This is a genomic window from Undibacterium sp. GW821-FHT07F11, from assembly GCF_059418665.1.
Window position 1 is genome coordinate 197,629 of sequence record NZ_JBWKQH010000002.1, and the last position, 19,733, is coordinate 217,361.

Consider the following 19,733-nt stretch of genomic DNA (forward strand, 5'->3'; position numbering starts at 1 on the left):
AGTGCTGCAAATCGGTCTTTAGTTCAAACTTGCGTTATCTTTTTACTCAGATACCAGCGCATTCGCAAAATCATCCAGCAAATCCTTGGTATCTTCTATACCGACAGAAACGCGTATCAAGGAATCCGCTATCTCCATCTCGGCACGGCGTTCTGCCCCCATCTCAAAGAAAATGGTGTGTGCAACCGGAATAACAAGAGTGCGGGTATCACCGAGATGCGTTGCATTGATCGCCAGCTTCAGACGGTTCAGGTAATCAAAGCAATCAATCTCGGGTTTTAACTCAAAGCTGAACAAGGCACCATAGGCAGCAAACAACTCCGTCGCCAGGGCATGCTGTGGATGATCTGGCAAGCCTGGATAATGTACCGCTGCCACACGCGGGTCGGCAGCCAGCATTTTTGCCAGCGCCAGGGCGTTGGCACATTCCCTGTCCATGCGCAAGGCAATGGTTTCTGCGCCGACTGCAACCTGGTGTGCTGCATCTGGTGAAAGCGAGGCACCAAAGTCACGCAAGGCCTTGGCCCTGATTTGTGCCAGGCCCTGCATTTGCGCAGGCTGTTTGCGGAAGTTGGCGGCAATATTTGGAAATGCGCTCCAGTCAAACAAACCAGTATCCGTCAAGGCACCACCCAGTACATTGCCATGTCCGGCGATGGATTTAGTCAGCGAATTGATCACCAGGCCTGCATGTACAACTTTGGGCTGGAACAGATAAGGCGAAGTCATGGTGTTATCGACCACAAACAGGATGCCTTTTTCACGGCACAACTCACCTATTTTTTTCAGATCAGCGATTTGCGTGCGTGGATTGGCGATAGTCTCGACAAACACCATGCGTGTCGCTGGCGTCAGTTCTGCCGCGACATGGCTTACATCCGTGGCATCTACCAGTGATACATCAACACCCTGTCCACCCACGGTTTGCCAAAGGCTATTGGTATTGCCAAACAAGAATGAGGAAGACACTACATGGTCACCCTGGCGCAATAATGCCTGGAACACTGCACCTATGGCCGCCATGCCAGTCGCAAATGCGATGGTGGCAAGTCCGCCTTCCATCTTGCTGATTTTTTCTTCCAGCGCAGAGACCGTAGGATTACCCTGGCGGCCATAACGGTAGCCAGATTGTTTATTCTGGAACACTGCCGCCAGATCACGCGCATCGCTGTAACCATACATAACTGACGTATGGATGGGCTTATGGACAGAACCATGCTCTATTTCTTTTTGTCTGTCGTTATGCAGGATGGTGGTAGTAAAACCGTATTTGGGTGATTGAGGTGTCGTGCTCATAGTGCTGGGATATGAATAGAAAATAAAAAGCGAGTTCTGGGAGTTTAACCCAGAACTCGCTTTTCCATTCTTGTACCAAGGCAGCAAGGCCCGCTAAATCAGTCCTTCAGCAAGAAAGCCTCTATCAATGCTGCCAATTTCTCTGGCTGGTCATGGTGCAGCATATGCCCGGCATCCAGGATCATCTCTTTTTGTAGCTGCGGTATATGCTCCAGGCGCCTGTCTATTTCGAGACGTGCTTCTTCTTTAGGCCCCATCCAATGCCAGACATTGGTGTCATCTGCCTCCATCCACAATACTGGGGCAGTAATTTTTTGCCAGCAGGCCATGACCTCTTCCACTCTGTACAAGAGTGGACTGGTTTGCTTGTGGGCAGGGTCACCCAAAATCTCCCAGCAACCGGTGCTGGTTTCCTTGGCCCAATGAGCAGAAAGAAATGCCGCTCTTTCGTCCGACAGGCGAGGATTGGTTTTCTGCAAACGGGCGGCTACTTCTGCCTGCGAAGCATAAGTGCGCAGGCCAGCCTGGTTTTCCAGCTCATCCAGCCATTTCCTGTAGCGGCCAGGTGCCTGTTTGGGATGCGTCACCGGCATGCCAAAGCCTTCAAGATTAATGAACTTGCGCACGCGTTCTGGTCGTACGCCTGCATACAAACCAGCGACATTCGCGCCCATGCTATGCCCCAGCAGGTTCACAGACTCATCCGGCGAAATATGCCTTAGCAGCGCATCGAGGTCACCAAGGTAATCCGGGAACCAGTAAGTATCGACATTAGGCGATTCAGTCAATCCAAAACCACGCCAGTCAGGCGCAAGCACTTGCCAGTCCTGCTTCAGGCAATCGACGACAAACTGGAAAGACGCAGACACATCCATCCAGCCATGCAGCATGATGATCTTGGGCGCATCTTCCCGCCCCCAACTGCGCACATGGTATTGCAGGCCGCGGATATCAAGAAAAGATGTGCGTGAGGGCTTGAATAGAGGATTCATAAGAATTTAATATTTTTCATCTGGAAATACAGGCAAACGCCAGCCTGCAAAGCGCATTATCAAGTAGCATGATACTAATGCCTCAGGGCACTTGCAGCACAACCACACAATAGCACGACCGTTCGATTATTATAACGGAGACAGGATGAAGCAGTTGAACAAACTCAAAAACAAGACAAAAAACGATACAAAAGTTGACCATGTTGATCACTATGAGCAGCTCTACCACGAATTCAGGTGGGATGTACCCAGCAATTTCAATATCGCAGAAGCCTGCTGTCACCGTTGGGCAACAAAGCACAAGCATGCAAAGAAAACTGCCATCCTGTATGAAGATAGCGAAGGCAATAGCCGCCGCCTGACTTATCTGCAATTGCATGAACAAGCCAATCAGCTTGCCAATCTGTTCTTGCAGGAAGGCATACAGCGTGGTGACGTCATCGCCTGCATCTTGCCACAAAGGCCAGAAACCGCCATTACCATCATGGCTTGCCTGCAAATCGGTGCCATCGTGATGCCCCTGTCTTTTTTATTCGGGCCAGAGGCGCTGGAATACCGGTTGCAACACAGCCAGTCCATCGCCATCGTTCTGGATGACAGTGGGATAAAGGCATTTGAAGAAATACGCAGCCGCTGTCCCGACCTGAAAACCGTGATTACCGTGGATTGTGACACCAGTAACGACATGCCGCCTTGCATAGACTGGGAAACACATGTACCCAACATGCCTGTCACCGCCAGCATTGCCGACACCCGCTCCAGCGACCCGGCCATCCTGATTTACACCAGTGGCACTACGGGTGCCCCCAAAGGTGCGCTGCTGCCGCATTCTGCCATTATCGGTAATCTGACTGGTTTTGTGGCATCGCAAAACTGGTTCCCGCAAGACGAAGATGTATTCTGGTCACCGGCTGACTGGGCCTGGACTGGCGGCTTGATGGATGCCTTATTGCCCACCCTGTATTTTGGCAAACCCATCGTTGGCTACCAGGGGCGTTTTACTGCAGAGACTGCCTACTACTTGCTGGAAAAATACCGGGTCACGAATACCTTCCTGTTTCCCACAGCCTTGAAAATGATGATGAAGGCTGAACCCAAGCCCAGGAAAAAATACAAGCTCGCCCTGCGCGCCGTCATGACTGCGGGTGAAGCTGTCGGTGATGCGGTCTTCAACTGGTGTGAAAAAGCCCTGCACATCACACCGAATGAAATGTTTGGCCAGACTGAAATGAACTATATCGTCGGCAATAGCAATCAATTTTGGCCCGCCAAACCCGGCAGCATGGGGCGGCCTTATCCTGGGCACAAGGTTGCCATCATTGATGACGATGGCAAGGAAGTGGCAGATGGTGAGATAGGCGAAGTTGCCATGAGCCGCTATGATGCCTACGGCCATCTTGACCCAGTATTCTTTCTTGGTTACTGGAAAAACGATACGGCAACCCGCAATAAATTTACTGGTGACTGGTGCAGGACTGGCGATCTGGCTACCCGCGACGCCGATGGCTACCTGTGGTATCAAGGTCGCGCAGATGATATGTTCAAGGCTGCAGGTTACCGCATAGGCCCCTCAGAAATCGAGAATTGCCTGGTCAAGCACGCAGCAGTGGCAAACGTCGCTGTCGTGCCAAAACCTGACAAAGAACGCGGCAACCTGGTTAAGGCGTATGTGGTGTTAAGCCAGGGGTTTCAGGGTGATGGTGCCCTGATCAAGGAATTGCAAGATCATGTGCGCGGCAAACTCGCCCCCTATGAATATCCGAAGGAGATAGAATTTATCGACGCCTTGCCTATGACCACCACAGGCAAAATACAGCGGCGCATATTACGGCTGCGTGAAGAAGAGCGCGCAGCAAAATAATTCAGACTACAATTCAAACCCGCTCAGTGCTGCGCCATCACCGTGGCACTGACCAGGTTGGCAACCTGGTCCAGCATCTCACTGATGGTCTTGCCATACAGTGTGCTATTGAACGCAGCACCATCGAAAACATGTTCACGCCCTACACTTACATTTCCCACAACGGTATTTGAAAATTCCTGCTGCGCCAGCAGTTGACCAGTACGCGCATCGTAGATACGCACATCCAGTTCTATGGCACGGGTTCTTTTTTGCGTCAGACCAAAAAGGTTGGTATCTATTTTGGTACCTGCATTGCGTATCTCACCCGAGACGATGTAGCGACTGGCATAAGTTTGCCCCAGTTGCTGCAAAAGATTCACTGGTGGCTGATCCTGCTGCCAGTCAAACGATAATAGATCAGGCGAGGTGCGCACCTGCACTTGCCGCTCACGCACGAGCCTGCGGGCAATCGCTTTGGGAAAACCCTGGGCCGCATCATCAATATCCTGTACCTGCACGGGCTTACTGACGGCAAAGCCTGTCAATACCAGGGCCTTATTGGGTGGCAAATTAGGCGGCAAACCGGGATCGGTCATTTGTGCGATGGAGTGCGCAGAAAAGAATGCGCCGAGTAAAATTAACGCGATCCGGTTTACCATTGAGCTGATTGAGCCGATTGATCTTATGCGTGCTGTCATAACATTCTTCAATGCAAGTGGTTTATCTTGATTACGACAGTAACAGCAACAACTTTAAGCATCCATTACAATCCTTCATTCACCAACCAGCCTTGACGAATCATATCCATGAGTTCATCTCTGATCATTACGTTAGTCAAATCCGACGATGCCGCTGCCGTACTCGCATTTGAACAGGAAAATCGCGACCATTTTGAAGAATGGATAGCCAGCCGCGGCAATGACTTTTATTGCCTGCCAGAAGTACGTTCCAGTCTGGAACAAGCCCAATATCTGGCCAATGCCAATCGTGAATACCACTACCTGGCCTGGCTAGAAAATGAAGTTGTCGGGCGTATCACCCTGCGCGGCGTTGAACAAGATCAATACCATAAAGCGTTTCTGGGCTACCGCTTCAGCCAGCGCCATGGTGGGCATGGCTATGCGACAGCAGCAGTCAATGCCGTAGTCAGCCAGGCATTTGAAGAACTCAAACTGAACCGGATTGAAGCGACCGTCATTATCGACAACCTGCCATCCCAGGCCATTATGCGCAAATGCGGCTTTACAGAATATGGCCACTCGCATACCTCGGTCTTTCGCAATGGTGTATGGCTGGATATGCTGCACTATGAAAAACTGAACACGGTGCGCCCAGCCTGAATTGCGGCTCATCCCCAGTATTTTGCAGTTCATCGCAAAGCGGGGGCGGGCAAGGACAAAATTGGCAATACTGACACCAATGCAAACACCAACCATTGGAGAAAACCATGCGCCACATCTTGTTGATAGCTGCCCTGCTGCTCAGTTCTACCGCTTTTGCTGATGAGCAAACCCGTAACCTGCCCGCCTTCAAGACCATCAAGACCCGTAGCGCATTCAGCCTGGTGGTGGAAGTTGGCAAACCCCAGTCTGTACAAGTCAAGGGCAATGAAAGGTTTGTCAATAATGTCATTACTGAAGTCATCGGCGATGAACTGGTCATTTCATACAAAGAAAAGAATTCCATCAAGGTCAGTGACAACTCTCAGGTCATCATCAGCATCCCTGAGATGAGTCGGTTCAAGATGGAAGGCGCAGGCAAAACCGTATTGAATAATCTCTCTGGCCCGCACTTTGCCTTGTATTATGAAGGTGCAGGCATGCTGGTCGCGAATGGCAAGGTCAAATCATTTACCCTGCGGGCCGAGGGTGTAGGCTTGGTAGAAACCAAGGACCTGATTGCCGAGCAAGTGGATGTACGCATAGAAGGCATAGGTTCGGTATCCGTCAATGCCCGCGAGAGCCTGAATGCATCAGTACAAGGCATAGGCAGCCTGACTTATTATGGCCGCCCACGCAACGTCAGCAAGTCTGTGGATGGCATAGGCTCGGTGCGTGCTGGCGACTAAACAATATAAACAGTTCAGCTTGCTGCATCCTGCAGGGCACGCAGTTCATCTTCATCAAACCCTGCAGCTCTCCTGCCCTCCAGGTTAAAAGGTCCCCGCACAGGCGGGGCCTTGTATTTGCGAGTCATCTCGGCATATGTCGAAATGATATCCAAGCCCTGCTCTGCACACAATTTCTTGTACCAAAAATTGCCGATGGCGACATGGCCAATTTCATCATGCAGGATAATCGCCAGAATATTGGCAGCAGCCTGATCACCCGCCTGCGCCAGCTTGGCCATGACGGCAGGCGTAGCATCCAGGCCGCGTGCTTCCAGCGTGCGTGGCACCAGCGCAAGGCGAGCTAATAGATCACCCTTGGTTTTCTCTGCCATTTCCCACATGCTGTTATGCGCGGGGAAGTCTCCGTAAGCAAAACCCTGGGTATGTAAATGTCCGACCAGCAATTGAAAGTGATAAGCCTCTTCCTTGACCACTTTCAACCAGTCCAGGTAAAACTGCGCAGGCATGCCAGCAAAGCGCCAGATGATGTCTGCTGCCAAATTGACTGCATTCAATTCTATGTGCGCCAGTGCATGAATCAGCACCGCCCGGCCCTCTATCGTATTCATGGCACGCCGCCCCACCTTGCCCGGCGGCACCAGCTCAGGCTTACTCAGGCGACCAGGTATGCCTTCCGGCTCAGCAAAAACTGTGGCGACATCGAGTAATGGCTCCTTGAGAATTGCATGAATAGCCTCACATTTACGTTGAGGATGTGGTTCCAGTACTGCAGCCAATGCGCATGCTCTTAACTCATTAATAACTTTATCTTTCATATGCATGTGAAGCCAGGCAAGTAAGCCCGCAGAGGTTTACAATACTGCTTTAGCTAAAAAAGCGTCATTTTACGGAATAACCATGCCCATTTACCAATTCGGTGACCTTGCCCCTGAAATTGATGCATCCGCCTATATTGCCGACAGTGCCAACATCATAGGCAAAGTCAAAATAGAAGCCAATGCCAGCATCTGGTTTGATGTCACCATACGTGGCGACAATGAATTGATTACCATCAGTGAAAACAGCAATGTACAGGAAGGCAGCATTTTACATACTGATCCTGGCTATCCTATGGTGATAGGCAAAAATGTGACTGTCGGCCACCAGGCCATGCTGCATGGTTGCACTGTAGGCGATGGCTCGTTGATAGGCATACAGGCCGTTGTGCTGAACGGCGCAAAGATAGGTAAGAACTGTCTGGTTGGTGCTGGCGCACTGGTCACCGAAGGCAAGGAATTCCCTGACAACTCCCTCATCATAGGCTCGCCTGCCAAAGTAGTCAGAACACTGGGCGAAGCAGATATTGCCGGCCTGCAGCGCAATGCCGACACTTACGTAAAACGCGGGCAAGCCTTTAAAACACAACTGAAACGCATAGACTGATTTAGCGATAATAATGACTGATACCCTACAAAAATTCATGTTCGAACACGCCGGTGTACGCGGCGAAATGGTCGAACTGATCCACACCTGGCAACAAACCCTGGCCCGCAAGACTTATCCGGCTGCCGTACAAACCATATTGGGCGAGTTGATGGCCGCATCTGCACTGCTGTCCGCCAACCTGAAGTTTGATGGCACCATGATCATGCAAATCCATGGCGATGGCCCGGTCAAGCTGCTGGTGGTTGAATGCGATGCCGAACTGAAAATGCGCGCCACTGCCAAACTCAGTGAGCATGCCAATATTGCCGATGATGCCAGCCTGACTGACCTGATCCATTCCCACGGCAAAGGTCGTTTTGTGATCACTCTGGACCCGAACAATAAATTGCCAGGTCAGCAGGCTTACCAGGGCATCGTGCCGCTGGATGGCGACAGTATCGCGACTGTCATAGAAAACTATATGCAACGCTCTGAGCAGCTTGATACCAAGCTGTGGCTGGCAGCTGACGATCAGGTCGCGCGCGGCATGCTGCTGCAAAAACTGCCTAAAACTGGTGGTACTGAAGCGCAGGTGGAAGATGAAACCGAAGCCTGGAACCACGCCGTCATGCTGGGTGATACCCTCAAGCGCCCTGAATTACTAAGCACAGGCATAGACATACTTTTGCACCGTCTGTTTTGGGAAGAAACCATACGCGTATTCGACCCTTTGCACCCGCAATTCCAATGCAACTGCACGCGTGAAAAAGTCGGTGACATGCTGAGAATGCTGGGTGAAGAAGAAATACAGTCAGCCATTGCTGACCTGGGTACACTGGATATCAATTGTGATTTCTGTGGCAAGCACTATGGCTTCGACAAGGTCGATTGCGCGCAGTTATTCGTTGCAAATACACTGACAGAAGGCACATTGAAAGCACCAGAAATCAAGCATTGATTTCCACCGGTCTGGCGACCACTGTTGCCGGACCCATTCCCTCTAAAATCGGCCTTGAATTCATCACTCTGCAAGACGACTTGATCACATAAGTCAATTACAACTTTTATTTTCTGCCATTGTTGAAAGCTCATTTTTCAGGAGACTTTCCATGATTCAGCAATGGTATAAAACAAATCCAGCAAACCTGCATCGAGGTATGGATATCGTACGCATAGGTGTCGCATTGATTATTTTGATGCATCCTCTGCATGGCTACACCCATATGGCAAATATCCCGCGCTTTGGTGATTTCCTGACTGAACTCGGTTATCCCTTGGGCACTGCGCTGGCATGGCTGGTATTGCTGGTACAAACTGCCAGCAGCCTGGCTCTGCTTACCAATCGCCTGGTCGTGCCTGCCTGCATAGGGCATATCGTCGTTATTTGCTTTGGATTGATCCATGTCCATGCCCAATACGGTTGGTATGTCGTTGGCCCGGGTCAAGGTGGCATGGAGTGGGGATTTATCCTGCTGACCAGTTTGCTAGGCGTCATGTGGGCATATTGGCCACAACGAGATAAAAAAACAAATAAATAGGGCAATAAAAATATTTTCAAAAAACCTTTGACCCTGACATTAGGTGAGGCTTTATAGTCTCCCTCATTGAAGGAGATCAGGTATGTTATTGAAAATCGGTGAACTGGCCAGCCGTACTGGCCTGACCATACGCACACTACATCACTACGACAAAATTGGCTTACTCAAGCCATCTGCCCGCTCAGAGGCAGGGTATCGCCTCTACGACAGGTCGGATATCAAGCGCCTGCATCACATTCAAGCCCTGCGCCGCCTGGACTTGTCACTGGCGGAAGTGGGCGATGTCATCAATGGTGCCAGTGGCGACTTGCACTGCATCATAGATGAGCAGATTTCTGGCCTGGATCAGCAAATTGCCCAGAGCATGGAGTTACGCGACAGACTGCAACAATTGTCTGACGTGTTGAAAGCTAAAAGCGAACCCAATCTGGAATATTGGCTTTCGACACTGGAAATGATGAGTTTGATAGGCAAGTACTTCAGCCGTGATGAAATTTTGCATATGCGTGAACTAGAGCTACAGGCAAAAAGCAAGCTTGAAACGCATATGTCGCCCCTTATCCAGGCAGCCAGGAGCTTGTTGGATCAAAAAACCTCGCCGCTTGATCCTGCGGCCAAGCAATTGGCCAGGGAATGGGTGCTAGCCATGAGCCAGATCATGCCTGATCCCAGATTACTCAGCAAATTCACTTTGATGCACAGAAAAGAACCTTCACTGCAGTCATTAAGCGGTGTGGATGATGAAATGATGGATTTCATCACCCAGGCATCAGTAGAGGTCAGGTACGACATTTACAGAAAACATCTGAGTGAAGAAGAGCTGAAGTATTTTCGTCACTCCTTTTTTAAAAATGCCGAATCCTGGACACGGATCTTTTCTGAGGTAAGGCAAAAAATGGCCCTGAACCTGCCACCTGAACACCCTGACGTGCAAGCCATTTTAATCAAGTGGCGCGCCCTGTTTATGGATGCCTGGGGTAACCATCTGCCTACCATGCTCAAGGTCAGGAGCATCCATGAAAAAGAGCCAGAGCTAAGCATAGGAGGCGGATTGACGCCATCCATCATTGCATACGCTCGCCAGGGAATGGCAATTCTCGAAAAGAATTACCTTGAAATGAAATAGAATTTAAGGAAACAGTATGAACGAAATAAACAAGAATACAGCCGACAGCAAGCCCAAGGGTATGTTCAAGGACAGTAATTTCCTGTGGATGATAGGCGGCGGCGCCATCTCCATGCTGGGTGATCAATTCACTTTAATTGCCCTGCCCTGGCTGGTGCTGAAGATGACCGGCGACACTTTAATACTGGGTATCGTGCTCGCACTGATCAGTGTGCCACGCGCATTGTTGATATTGCTGGGAGGTGCAGTGGTTGACCGCTATTCACCCAAGACAGTAATGATGCAAACCAAGTATATCAATACGCTGCTGCTGGGTATATTGAGTGCACTGATTTTTTACGGCAAGCTGGAATTATGGATGGTGTATGTCCTGGCCCTCGGTCTGGGTATCTCTACCGCCTTCAGCATACCTTCAGGCACATCCATGTTGCCACGTGTAGTCGCACCAGCCCAGTTGCAATCTGCGAATGGCACCATGCTGGGCGTGCGCCAGTTGACTATGTTCATTGGCCCTGTACTGGCAGGCTTGCTGATTGCCTTGTTCGGTACACATGAGCAAGGTATGGTCAACGATGCACAAGGATTGGCAGCGGCTTTCTTCTTTGATTGCTTCACCTACGCATTTTCTGCCTGGACACTGAGCAAGGTCAGGATGATTGACATGCCTGCGCCCACTGGCCTCGCTCCCATCGGACAAAAACCAGCATTGCTGCAATCACTGACAGAAGGTTTGCGCTATTGCTGGAATGAGAAACAATTGCGCAGTTGCTTCATCTATTGGGCAGCGATCGCCTTCTTCATCATGGGGCCGATACAGATTGCCTTGCCGGTCATGGCAAATCAGCTCAGCAATAGTGCCAGCGCACTGGGCTTGCTGGCTGGTTCACACGGTGCAGGCACGCTATTAGGTATGGCTTTGGCAGGCATGAAACCCAATCTGCGTTTTGGCAATCTGGGACGCACTATTTTGCTGGTCGATTTTATTGTGGGTATATTGTTTATCCCCATGGGCCTGATCAGCGCCAGCTGGCAAGGTGCGGGCATATTGTTAAGCGTAGGCATACTGGGTGGTTTTTTACATGTGGCAGTATTTACCTGGGTGCAAAAACAGGTACCACCAAATATGATAGGCCGTGCCATGAGCATGTTCATGTTTATCTTCATGGGCATAGGGCCAGTCTCGGCGGCATTTACAGGCTGGCTGCTGCGCGGCATCACTATTCCTCAATTATTCATGGGCAGTGGCAGCCTGTTGATATTGATCGTCGTCATGGCCACGCAAATCAGTCCTATCTCCAGAGTGACGGACAAGCGCACCACTGCATAAGTGCCAACCAGAAACTGACTCAGGCTGACAAAATCTGCCACACTAAAGCCTGAGTCACTTCTGCATGGATCTCATTCATGCCCAGGGCAATATCAAAATGCTACCCCTAGCATATTCCCTGACAAACTCCATGTAATCCCTGTTGTCATAACTGGCAGAATGCAAGAGATTCTGCTGGTTCGTGACTATCCATTAAAGTCCGCCTGTGCTTTCCAGAAAACAACAATTTTATTGTTAAATCGAGTTAATTTGAACAACAATTAATTTTCATTTGACTTATCTTTGCCAGCTTTCGCCCTATCATACAAAATCTTGAATTGAATCAACGAGCCAAGCTTTGCCTGTCCTGGCTATACACTTTACTATTTCAAGATATGGGGAGCAGCATGAAAAGAACTTGCTACGCTTTGACTCTAGGATTGCTTGTCAGCGTTTCTTTCCAGGTGGCTGCAGTAAACAGAAGCACAGAAGCCGAGGCTCTGGCCCTAATACAAAAAGCCCAGGAATACATCAAAATACATGGTGTGGTGAAAGCCATTATCGAATTCAACAGACTGGACAGCCCTTTCAACTCTGTCAGTGAGATCAATAAAAAGGGTGATCTTTATCTGTACACGCTGGACCAGAAAGGCTATCAGTCTGTGCATGGCAAAAATCCCAAGATCGTTGGCAAAGTCATGCTCGACATGCGTGACCAGGATGGTGTATTACTGATCAAGGAGATGGTGGAAAAATGTTTTTCCAATGGCAAAGGATGGGTAAATTATCGCTGGCCCAACCCTGTCACCAAAGACCTGGAAAAGAAAAGAGGCTATGTTGAAAGAGTTCCAGGACAAGATTTCTGTCTGGGAACAGGGGTATACTATTAAGATTAAGGCGGCTTGGCTGATATTTGGCTGACATAGCGGCGCACCAACGAGACAAACAACAAATATTTACACAAGGGACAGCATGGCAACATCGGTTGAACGACCCAAAGTTGCTGGTGTCATTTTCCTGCTACTTGCAGGTCTGACAATTGCTGCCATTATTTTGCAAACCTGGTGGGCTGTCTCGCAAGACCGTAGCGTCACTTTTAAATCTGAATATGAAAATGGCCTGGTAGCTGTCCGCCTGTTGGAAGAGCATGCTACTCAGACCCTGCGCGAGGCAGACGGTAACCTTAGCACCGTCATTCAGGCCATACAGTCTATCAGCCGCGAACGTGAACTCAATGACGATATCATCCGCGAACTGATCACCAAGGCACAACCCTTCAACAAGGTATTAAAAGCACTGCAATATGTCAATCCATCGGGCAAAGCCTTTGTCAGCACCATAGATTATCCAGCCTATCAGGTCGATGCAGATGAAAGAACTTATATTCCGCTATTGCTGAAACATCCTGAGATCAGGCATGCCGTGATTGGCCATCCCTTTCAGCGTTTTTACGATACTGAACTCGTCGTACCCATCGCACGTAATCTGTTTGCAGACAATGGCAAACATCTGGGTATTATCAGTACCGACATCAGCGTTTCTTATTTCAGTTCTGTGTATGCCAGGGTTGCCAAAGATAGCAAGGCGATGGTCTCTTTATTCACTGAGGATGGTACTGTCATCGTGCGCTTTCCCTTTGATAAAGAATATGTGGGCAAAGAGATACGGCAATCACCAATTATCAAAGATTTGCTCAAGCAAGCCGTTGAAGGCAGCTTCAGGGATAGCCGGTTTCTCGATGAAAAAAATCAGATAGAACGGCTATACACTTATCGCAAGATCGCTGGTTTTCCCATTGTTTCTGTATTTGCGCGTGACAGTGATTCAATTCTCGCCGCATGGCGCGACCGCACACGCGACCGCATAGTGTTTTCAGGCGCCACGATACTTTTGCTGAGTACGCTGACATTTTTACTATGGCTGCATATACGCCGCCTGCATCGCTCTGAAAACTCACTCAGAACATCGGAAATGTCACTTCGCATCAGCGAAAGCAAATTTGTTAATTTATTCAAGTATTCTCCGGTGCCGCTGGCATTAATCACATTGAGCAATGATCAATTTGTAGAAATTAACGATAGTCTTGCCAGGCAGACTGGCTTTGCCACTGATGAAATTCTGGGAAAGACTCCGCAGGAATTACAGCTATGGGAGGATATTGCATTACGCTCTGTTTACCTGAAACTACTTAACGAGCAGGGCTTTGTCGACCAATTTGAAATGAGGTTCCGCTACAAGGATGGCAGCATAGCGACTTGCTTATTGTCTTCACGTTTGCTGGAGTCAGATGGCGACAGAATGGTCATTTTTACGCCTATCGATATCAGCCGTATCCGCGGTATCGAAAACGAAATGCGCCAATTGAATTCCGAACTGGAAGAACGTGTAGGGCAACGCACCTGCAGTCTGGAAAAAACCAATGAGGAACTGAGCATAGCGCTCGACAGTTTGACCGCCATGCAGGACGAGTTGATACGTTCTGAAAAAATGGCAGCCCTGGGCTCACTGGTCGCGGGCATTGCCCATGAACTCAATACCCCCATAGGTAATAGCGTTACCGTTGCCTCCACCATACATGATCATGCGAGTAGCATGGAGAATGAATTATCAAGCAGCCAACCTCGTCGTTCCATCCTGGCACAATTGACACAGGAAACCATCAAAGGCGCCAATATACTGGTTCGTAACCTGGATAGAGCAGCTCAGCTTATTGTCAGTTTTAAACAGGTAGCAGTGGATCAATCCGGCAATCAGAGACGTCGCTTTAACCTGTGTGCCACCCTGAATGAGATTCTGGTCACCCTGGAACCCATGTATAGCAGGAGCAAACATCACCTGCATATTGAACTGGCACCTGAGGTCATGATGGAAAGCTACCCGGGGGCATTGGCGCAAATTCTCACAAACTCCGTCAATAATTCGCTGACGCACGCCTTTGAGCATAAAGAGCAAGGAAATATGTATCTGAAGACCAGGCTTTGTGGAATGAATCAGGTAGAAGTTATCTTCAGCGATGACGGAAGCGGTATTTCGTCCGAACATCTGGCACGCGTATTTGATCCCTTCTTTACGACAAAACTGGGGAAAGGTGGATCAGGCCTGGGTATGCATATCGTCTACAACCTGGTCACTGATGTACTGGGTGGTAAAATTGAACTCTATAGTGAGCCAGGTCAGGGAACAACGCTCAGCTTGTTACTTCCACTGATTGCACCGGTTAAACAAACTGACAGATTTGCTGCGTAGAAGCAAGTAGAAGCGCTAATCCACGAATGCAAAATTCATGACGAGGGGTAGATTGAGGGGAATTTTAAAACAGGAAGTTGGCGAGCCTGGTCTGCGGCACTTGCGGTAAGTGACTGTGGCTGCTTCGTTCCCGACCTGACCAGATTGGCCACGCCGCAATGCGCAGGGGCCCGCCAAGGCGCATTATATCGCATCAGACACAAACTTGCAGCACTTTGGCCATAATAAGCCTGACAAGGGACCTGGCTCACTCCAGGAAAACCCGTTCAATCCACAATTTCTCCTTTCCGTCCTTGCCCAAGCTGGTTTCATCGCATCTTTCCATTTGCGCATTCCATTTACATAAGATATGTCTGCCCGCGCCAACCGCGCAAGGAGCAGTTCAATCACAACAAGGATAAAAGCATGGAACTTCGCATACAACAACTATCAAAACAATATAGTAACGGCGTACAGGCACTCAATGATATCAACCTGACCATACCCGCCGGTATGTTTGGTTTACTGGGGCCGAATGGTGCAGGCAAATCAACCCTGATGCGCACGCTGGCGACATTACAGGATGCTGACTCAGGCACTGCTCTGCTGGACAATATCAATATCCATGAACAAAAAGATCAGATACGCCGTTTGCTTGGTTATCTGCCACAAGATTTTGGGCTTTATCCCAAGGTCAGCGCTTATGACTTGCTGGATCACTTTGCAGTCCTGAAGGGTTTGGACAATCGCAAGCAGCGCAAAGAAGTGGTGGAGGCTTTGCTGCATCAAACCAATCTTTACAACGTCAAAAGCAAGCATCTGGGTGGCTTTTCTGGCGGCATGCGCCAGCGTTTTGGTATTGCCCAAGCGCTGCTTGGTGACCCGAAACTGATCATCGTCGATGAACCAACAGCTGGCCTGGACCCGGAAGAACGGGTACGCTTCCATAATTTACTGGCAGATATAGGCTCAGAAAAAATCGTCATCCTCTCCACCCATATCGTGGAAGATGTGGCTGACCTGTGCAACAACATGGCTGTCATCAACAAAGGCCAGGTCATACTGACCGGACAACCACTTTCTTTGATCGCGCAGATACAGGGAAAAATCTGGAAACGCTTTATAGAGAAGACTGAACTGGCAGCTTGCCAGCAAAAGTATCAACTCATCTCCAGCCGCCTGACCTCGGGCCGTACCCTCATCCACGTGTATGCAGATACACAGCCAGATAGCAGCTTTGAGGCCACCCAGGGTAATCTGGAAGATGTGTATTTTTCTGCGATGGCTGGCTTGCTGTCCAGCTCTGCTGCCTTGCCAGTTCAACGCGCAGCCTGAGGAGTCGTCATGTTAGCGATACTCATGTTTGAGCTGCGTCAAAAGGCACGCAGCCTGTCCAGCTATGTCTATTTTCTGGTTTTCTTTTCCCTGGCCCTGCTATGGATGGCAGCAGCAGGTGGTTTATTCACTGGTGCGTCCATCGGTTTCGGTGGCAAGGTTTATATCAATGCACCAATGGCAGTTTTTCAAAGCATCACCTTTCTTGGCTATCTGGGCATCAGTACAGTCGCTGCATTAATGGGGCAAGCGACACACCAGGATATTGAACACCACACCTGGCATTTTTTCTACAGTGCCCCCATCAGCAAATTCCAATATCTTGCAGGCCGGTTTTCAGGTGCCCTGTTGACTTCCATCATCATCTTTTCCGGTCTCGGTCTGGGTGCATGGCTGGGTTGCTATTTGCCGGGCATAGAAGCCGTCAGGTTGGGCGCAGTACAGCCTTTGTCATATCTCATGCCCTATCTGTATGCGATTTTGCCAAACTTCATTATTTTTGGCGGCATTTTCTTTACCCTTGGCGCACTCACCCGCCGCATGATGCCAGTGTATGTGGCCAGTGTACTTTTGATTATTGGCTATCTGGTCGCCCGTTCATTGCGGGCGGATCTGGATAACAAGACCATGGCTGCCCTGCTTGATCCCTTTGGTTCTTCTGCAGTCAGCATGATGACTGAATACTGGAGCATAGCTGACAAGAATACCCGCCAGATTGCGCTGGATGGTGTTTTCCTCATCAACCGTCTGATATGGCTGAGTCTTGGTCTTGCCAGTCTGGTGCTGTGCTACTGGCGCTTTAAATTCGCTACCATCAACACGACAGGCAGGCAAAAGAAAGAAAAGGTAGTGGCTACCCCAGTCGCAGTACAACTGCAAAAAGTGACGCCCAATTTCACCGGTAACAGGGGCTTGAAGTTGCTGTACGCCGAAAGCATGTTGAATTTGCGGGAATCAGTAAAAAACGTGTATTTCATCGTCATGCTGCTGGCGGGTGTTTTGTTCATGTTTGCGATTTCCAGCTCCATCACCAAAATGTTTGGCACACCCACTTACCCCGTGACTTATGCGGTACTGGAGATTCTCAGCGGCAGCTTTAGCATATTCATGCTCGCCATCACCACTTTTTACGCAGGTGAACTGGTGTGGCGTGAAAGAGATGCCCGCATTGCGCAATTACTCGATGCTCTGCCCGCCCCCAATTACCTGCCATTCACTGCAAAACTGATCGCACTGATCGCCTTGCAGGGCATCATGCTTTTCGTGCTGATGTTATGCGGCATCCTGCTGCAGACTATCAAAGGCTATACCAATTATGAGATAGCCCAATATGTACAGCAGCTGTTTTTAATGCAGTGGCCGGAATATGCCTTGTTGGCAGTCCTCGCGATGTCCTTGCAAGTTATCGTCAATCACAAGTACCTGGCTTATTTCATGATCGTGCTGTATTACGCTGCCACGATAGCCTTGCCAGCAATGGGTATTGAACATCCCATGTTCCGCTATGCAGTGACACCACATATCATTTACTCAGATATGAATGGCTATGGCCACATGCTGGCAACATCACGCTGGTATCTGAGTTACTGGACTGGTGCAGCTTTGGTACTGGTGAGCCTGTCTTTGATGATGTGGGTACGCGGCACGACTACCGATTTCCGCCTGCGTTTACGCTTGGCAAAACAGGCTTTCACAGGCGGTAATTCGATTTTGCTGCTGGGGGGCACCAGCATTTTCGTGTTGACTGGCGCTGCCATCTTTTATTTTACAAATATCCTCAATCCCTACCAAAACCAGTTTGCAGAGCAAGCCGACAATGCCCACTATGAAAAACTTTATAAACAATATGCCATCCAGGCACAACCACGCATCAGCGATGTCAAATTGAATGTAGATATCTACCCTGAAACGCGGAGCGCGAATATCAAAGGAAGCTATCAACTGGTCAATCGCAGCAAGCAGGCTATCCAAGAGATTTTTATTACGCAAAAAGAAGATGTAGACATCGTCAAGATGGAATTCGATTTTGCCAATGAAAAAAATATAGTCGATAACAAACTGGGGTTTCATAGCTACAAGCTGGAAAAGCCGCTGGCAGCGGGTGAAAAATTGAATCTCAATTTTGAACTCAGAATCGCACCCAAAAACTTTCTGGGCATGAGCCAGGGCAGCCCTCTTTACTATAACGGCAGCTTCTTTAACAGCATGTTGATGCCGCATATAGGCTATCAGCCAGCACTGGAACTCCGCGAGGATAAAACCAGGCGTGAACATGGATTACCTGAAAAAGAGAGAATGGCAGAAAGGGATGATCCCAAGGCATTGGAAAACAGCTATATTGCCAATGATGCCGACTGGATTAATTTTGATGCAATAGTGTCCACCTCGGCAGACCAGATGGCTGTTGCGCCTGGCACCTTAAAGCGCCAGTGGCAAGAACATGGCCGTAATTATTTTCACTACGTGCCCGAGCTGCCTATCTTGAACTTTTATGCCTTCCTGTCTGGTCGTTATGAAGTGAAGCAGGCGCAATGGCAAAACATCCGCATAGAAATCGATTATCACAAAGGTCATGAATACAATGTAGACCGCATGGTAAAAGGCGTACAAAAGTCTCTGGATTACTACACCAAAAACTTTGGCCCGTATCAGCACAAACTGGTTCGTATCATCGAATTTCCACGTTATGCCAGGTTTGCCCAGGCTTTCCCTAACACCATACCGTTTTCAGAAAGCATAGGTTTCATTGCCCGCGTCGATGACAATAACCCCAAGGAAGTTGATTATCCATTCTATGTAACGGCGCATGAAGTCGCCCATCAATGGTGGGCACACCAGGTCATCTCGGGCAATAGTAAGGGTGGCACAGTGCTGGTAGAAACCCTGGCGCAGTACTCTGCCCTGATGGTCATGAAGCATACCTATGGTGATGCAACCATGCGCCGTTTCCTGCAGTTTGAACTCGACAGGTATCTGCAAGGCCGCAGCCAGGAAAGGAAAAAAGAATTGCCGCTGGCGCAAAATGAAAATCAAGACTACATCCATTATGCCAAAGGCAGCCTGGCCATGTACTTGCTGCAAGACCAGATAGGTGAAGACAAAGTCAATCAAGCTCTGCGCGAAGTCATTGCCCGCCATGCCAACAAGGGTGCACCTTACCCTAGCAGCACAGCCCTGACCAGGGCCCTGCGCGAAGTCACGCCAGTTGAGCAGCAATATGTGATTGATGATCTGTTTGACTCCATCACCCTGTATGAAAACCGCGCCATTTCAGCAACTGCCAAACCCTTGCCAGACGGTCAGTACGAAGTATCACTCAAAGTCACCAGCAATAAGCTCAAGGCAGATGAACTGGGTGTAGAAAAAGAAGTCCCTCTGAAAGACTGGATGGATATAGGCATAGACGACAAAGATGGCAAACCCTTGCTGCGTCAACGCCAGCTCATCAAGCAAAAAGAAATGGAGTTCAAGCTCATTGTCAAAGGCTTGCCTGCTAAAGCTGGCATAGACCCGGACATCAAGTATGTTGATCGTAAGCCGGATGATAATTTGGTCAAGATTGAAATAACGAACAAGTAAATCCCCCATAAGCACGAA

16 protein-coding genes and 1 other RNA gene are annotated in these 19,733 nt (G+C 49.3%); 12 read left to right on the plus strand and 5 right to left on the minus strand.

Going from position 1 to position 19,733, the window contains the following annotated elements; genetic code table 11:
• Positions 1-42: 42 nt before the first annotated feature.
• Positions 43-1,296: a cystathionine gamma-synthase family protein gene (locus AC07OI_RS04690; RefSeq protein ID WP_495256435.1), complete on the minus strand. Its 1,254-nt coding sequence runs from the start codon at positions 1,294-1,296 to the stop codon at positions 43-45.
• 98 nt (positions 1,297-1,394) lie between these two features.
• Positions 1,395-2,288 (minus strand): alpha/beta fold hydrolase, encoded by an 894-nt coding sequence (locus AC07OI_RS04695; protein WP_495256436.1) that lies wholly within the window; start codon positions 2,286-2,288, stop codon positions 1,395-1,397.
• 145 nt (positions 2,289-2,433) lie between these two features.
• Here AC07OI_RS04695 and AC07OI_RS04700 point away from each other — a divergent pair, with 145 nt between their 5' ends.
• Positions 2,434-4,149, plus strand: coding sequence for an acetate--CoA ligase (locus AC07OI_RS04700; protein ID WP_495256437.1), 1,716 nt, complete (start codon positions 2,434-2,436; stop codon positions 4,147-4,149).
• A 23-nt stretch (positions 4,150-4,172) separates the two neighbouring features.
• Here AC07OI_RS04700 and AC07OI_RS04705 read toward each other — a convergent pair whose 3' ends face one another.
• On the minus strand, positions 4,173-4,727 hold the full coding sequence (locus AC07OI_RS04705; protein WP_492702923.1) for a flagella assembly protein FlgT middle domain-containing protein: 555 nt from the start codon (positions 4,725-4,727) through the stop codon (positions 4,173-4,175).
• 210 nt (positions 4,728-4,937) lie between these two features.
• Between AC07OI_RS04705 and AC07OI_RS04710 the strand changes: the two genes are divergently transcribed.
• Both AC07OI_RS04710 and AC07OI_RS04715 read left to right on the plus strand, forming a co-directional pair.
• Complete coding sequence (locus tag AC07OI_RS04710; RefSeq protein WP_495256438.1) at positions 4,938-5,471, plus strand: GNAT family N-acetyltransferase; 534 nt, start codon at positions 4,938-4,940, stop codon at positions 5,469-5,471.
• Between the two features lie 107 nt (positions 5,472-5,578).
• Complete coding sequence (locus AC07OI_RS04715; RefSeq protein ID WP_492702921.1) at positions 5,579-6,199, plus strand: GIN domain-containing protein; 621 nt, start codon at positions 5,579-5,581, stop codon at positions 6,197-6,199.
• Positions 6,200-6,213: 14 nt separating this feature from the next.
• On the opposite strand, the gene AC07OI_RS04720 is transcribed toward AC07OI_RS04715, so the two are convergent.
• Positions 6,214-7,017, minus strand: a complete 804-nt coding sequence (locus AC07OI_RS04720; RefSeq protein ID WP_495256439.1) for a ferritin-like domain-containing protein — start codon at positions 7,015-7,017, stop codon at positions 6,214-6,216.
• A gap of 82 nt (positions 7,018-7,099) precedes the next feature.
• Here AC07OI_RS04720 and AC07OI_RS04725 point away from each other — a divergent pair, with 82 nt between their 5' ends.
• The 7 genes from AC07OI_RS04725 to AC07OI_RS04755 all read left to right on the plus strand — a co-directional run bounded on the left by AC07OI_RS04725 (position 7,100) and on the right by AC07OI_RS04755 (position 14,822).
• Entirely contained in the window at positions 7,100-7,624 is a 525-nt protein-coding gene (locus AC07OI_RS04725; RefSeq protein WP_495256440.1) for a gamma carbonic anhydrase family protein, read from the plus strand.
• A gap of 13 nt (positions 7,625-7,637) precedes the next feature.
• Positions 7,638-8,564: an Hsp33 family molecular chaperone HslO gene (hslO, locus tag AC07OI_RS04730; protein WP_492702918.1), complete on the plus strand. Its 927-nt coding sequence runs from the start codon at positions 7,638-7,640 to the stop codon at positions 8,562-8,564.
• 151 nt (positions 8,565-8,715) lie between these two features.
• Positions 8,716-9,144, plus strand: coding sequence for a DoxX family protein (locus tag AC07OI_RS04735; RefSeq protein ID WP_495256441.1), 429 nt, complete (start codon positions 8,716-8,718; stop codon positions 9,142-9,144).
• A gap of 82 nt (positions 9,145-9,226) precedes the next feature.
• Positions 9,227-10,270 carry a MerR family transcriptional regulator gene (locus tag AC07OI_RS04740; RefSeq protein ID WP_492702916.1) on the plus strand — a complete coding sequence of 348 codons (1,044 nt, stop codon included), beginning with the start codon at positions 9,227-9,229 and terminating at the stop codon, positions 10,268-10,270.
• Positions 10,271-10,286: 16 nt separating this feature from the next.
• Positions 10,287-11,597, plus strand: a complete 1,311-nt coding sequence (locus tag AC07OI_RS04745; RefSeq protein WP_495256442.1) for an MFS transporter — start codon at positions 10,287-10,289, stop codon at positions 11,595-11,597.
• A gap of 386 nt (positions 11,598-11,983) precedes the next feature.
• Entirely contained in the window at positions 11,984-12,466 is a 483-nt protein-coding gene (locus AC07OI_RS04750) for a cache domain-containing protein (protein ID WP_495256443.1), read from the plus strand.
• An 82-nt stretch (positions 12,467-12,548) separates the two neighbouring features.
• Entirely contained in the window at positions 12,549-14,822 is a 2,274-nt protein-coding gene (locus AC07OI_RS04755; RefSeq protein ID WP_495256444.1) for an ATP-binding protein, read from the plus strand.
• 76 nt (positions 14,823-14,898) lie between these two features.
• On the opposite strand, the gene ffs is transcribed toward AC07OI_RS04755, so the two are convergent.
• Positions 14,899-14,997, minus strand: an RNA gene (gene ffs / locus AC07OI_RS04760) — signal recognition particle sRNA small type.
• Between the two features lie 230 nt (positions 14,998-15,227).
• Between ffs and AC07OI_RS04765 the strand changes: the two genes are divergently transcribed.
• Positions 15,228-16,136: an ABC transporter ATP-binding protein gene (locus AC07OI_RS04765; protein ID WP_495256445.1), complete on the plus strand. Its 909-nt coding sequence runs from the start codon at positions 15,228-15,230 to the stop codon at positions 16,134-16,136.
• Between the two features lie 9 nt (positions 16,137-16,145).
• Positions 16,146-19,715, plus strand: a complete 3,570-nt coding sequence (locus tag AC07OI_RS04770; RefSeq protein ID WP_495256446.1) for a M1 family aminopeptidase — start codon at positions 16,146-16,148, stop codon at positions 19,713-19,715.
• Positions 19,716-19,733 lie beyond the last annotated feature (18 nt).

Bases quoted from the DNA above. Each gene is read 5' to 3' on its own strand.
- AC07OI_RS04690 (WP_495256435.1), bottom strand. From the start codon at position 1,296: ATGAGCACGACACCTCAATCACCCAAATACGGTTTTACTACCACCATC.
- AC07OI_RS04770 (WP_495256446.1), top strand. From the start codon at position 16,146: ATGTTAGCGATACTCATGTTTGAGCTGCGTCAAAAGGCACGCAGCCTG.
- AC07OI_RS04750 (WP_495256443.1), top strand. From the start codon at position 11,984: ATGAAAAGAACTTGCTACGCTTTGACTCTAGGATTGCTTGTCAGCGTT.
- AC07OI_RS04720 (WP_495256439.1), bottom strand. From the start codon at position 7,017: ATGAAAGATAAAGTTATTAATGAGTTAAGAGCATGCGCATTGGCTGCA.
- AC07OI_RS04715 (WP_492702921.1), top strand. From the start codon at position 5,579: ATGCGCCACATCTTGTTGATAGCTGCCCTGCTGCTCAGTTCTACCGCT.
- AC07OI_RS04725 (WP_495256440.1), top strand. From the start codon at position 7,100: ATGCCCATTTACCAATTCGGTGACCTTGCCCCTGAAATTGATGCATCC.
- AC07OI_RS04735 (WP_495256441.1), top strand. From the start codon at position 8,716: ATGATTCAGCAATGGTATAAAACAAATCCAGCAAACCTGCATCGAGGT.
- AC07OI_RS04740 (WP_492702916.1), top strand. From the start codon at position 9,227: ATGTTATTGAAAATCGGTGAACTGGCCAGCCGTACTGGCCTGACCATA.
- hslO (WP_492702918.1), top strand. From the start codon at position 7,638: ATGACTGATACCCTACAAAAATTCATGTTCGAACACGCCGGTGTACGC.
- AC07OI_RS04705 (WP_492702923.1), bottom strand. From the start codon at position 4,727: ATGACCGATCCCGGTTTGCCGCCTAATTTGCCACCCAATAAGGCCCTG.
- AC07OI_RS04745 (WP_495256442.1), top strand. From the start codon at position 10,287: ATGAACGAAATAAACAAGAATACAGCCGACAGCAAGCCCAAGGGTATG.
- AC07OI_RS04765 (WP_495256445.1), top strand. From the start codon at position 15,228: ATGGAACTTCGCATACAACAACTATCAAAACAATATAGTAACGGCGTA.
- AC07OI_RS04710 (WP_495256438.1), top strand. From the start codon at position 4,938: ATGAGTTCATCTCTGATCATTACGTTAGTCAAATCCGACGATGCCGCT.
- AC07OI_RS04755 (WP_495256444.1), top strand. From the start codon at position 12,549: ATGGCAACATCGGTTGAACGACCCAAAGTTGCTGGTGTCATTTTCCTG.
- AC07OI_RS04695 (WP_495256436.1), bottom strand. From the start codon at position 2,288: ATGAATCCTCTATTCAAGCCCTCACGCACATCTTTTCTTGATATCCGC.
- AC07OI_RS04700 (WP_495256437.1), top strand. From the start codon at position 2,434: ATGAAGCAGTTGAACAAACTCAAAAACAAGACAAAAAACGATACAAAA.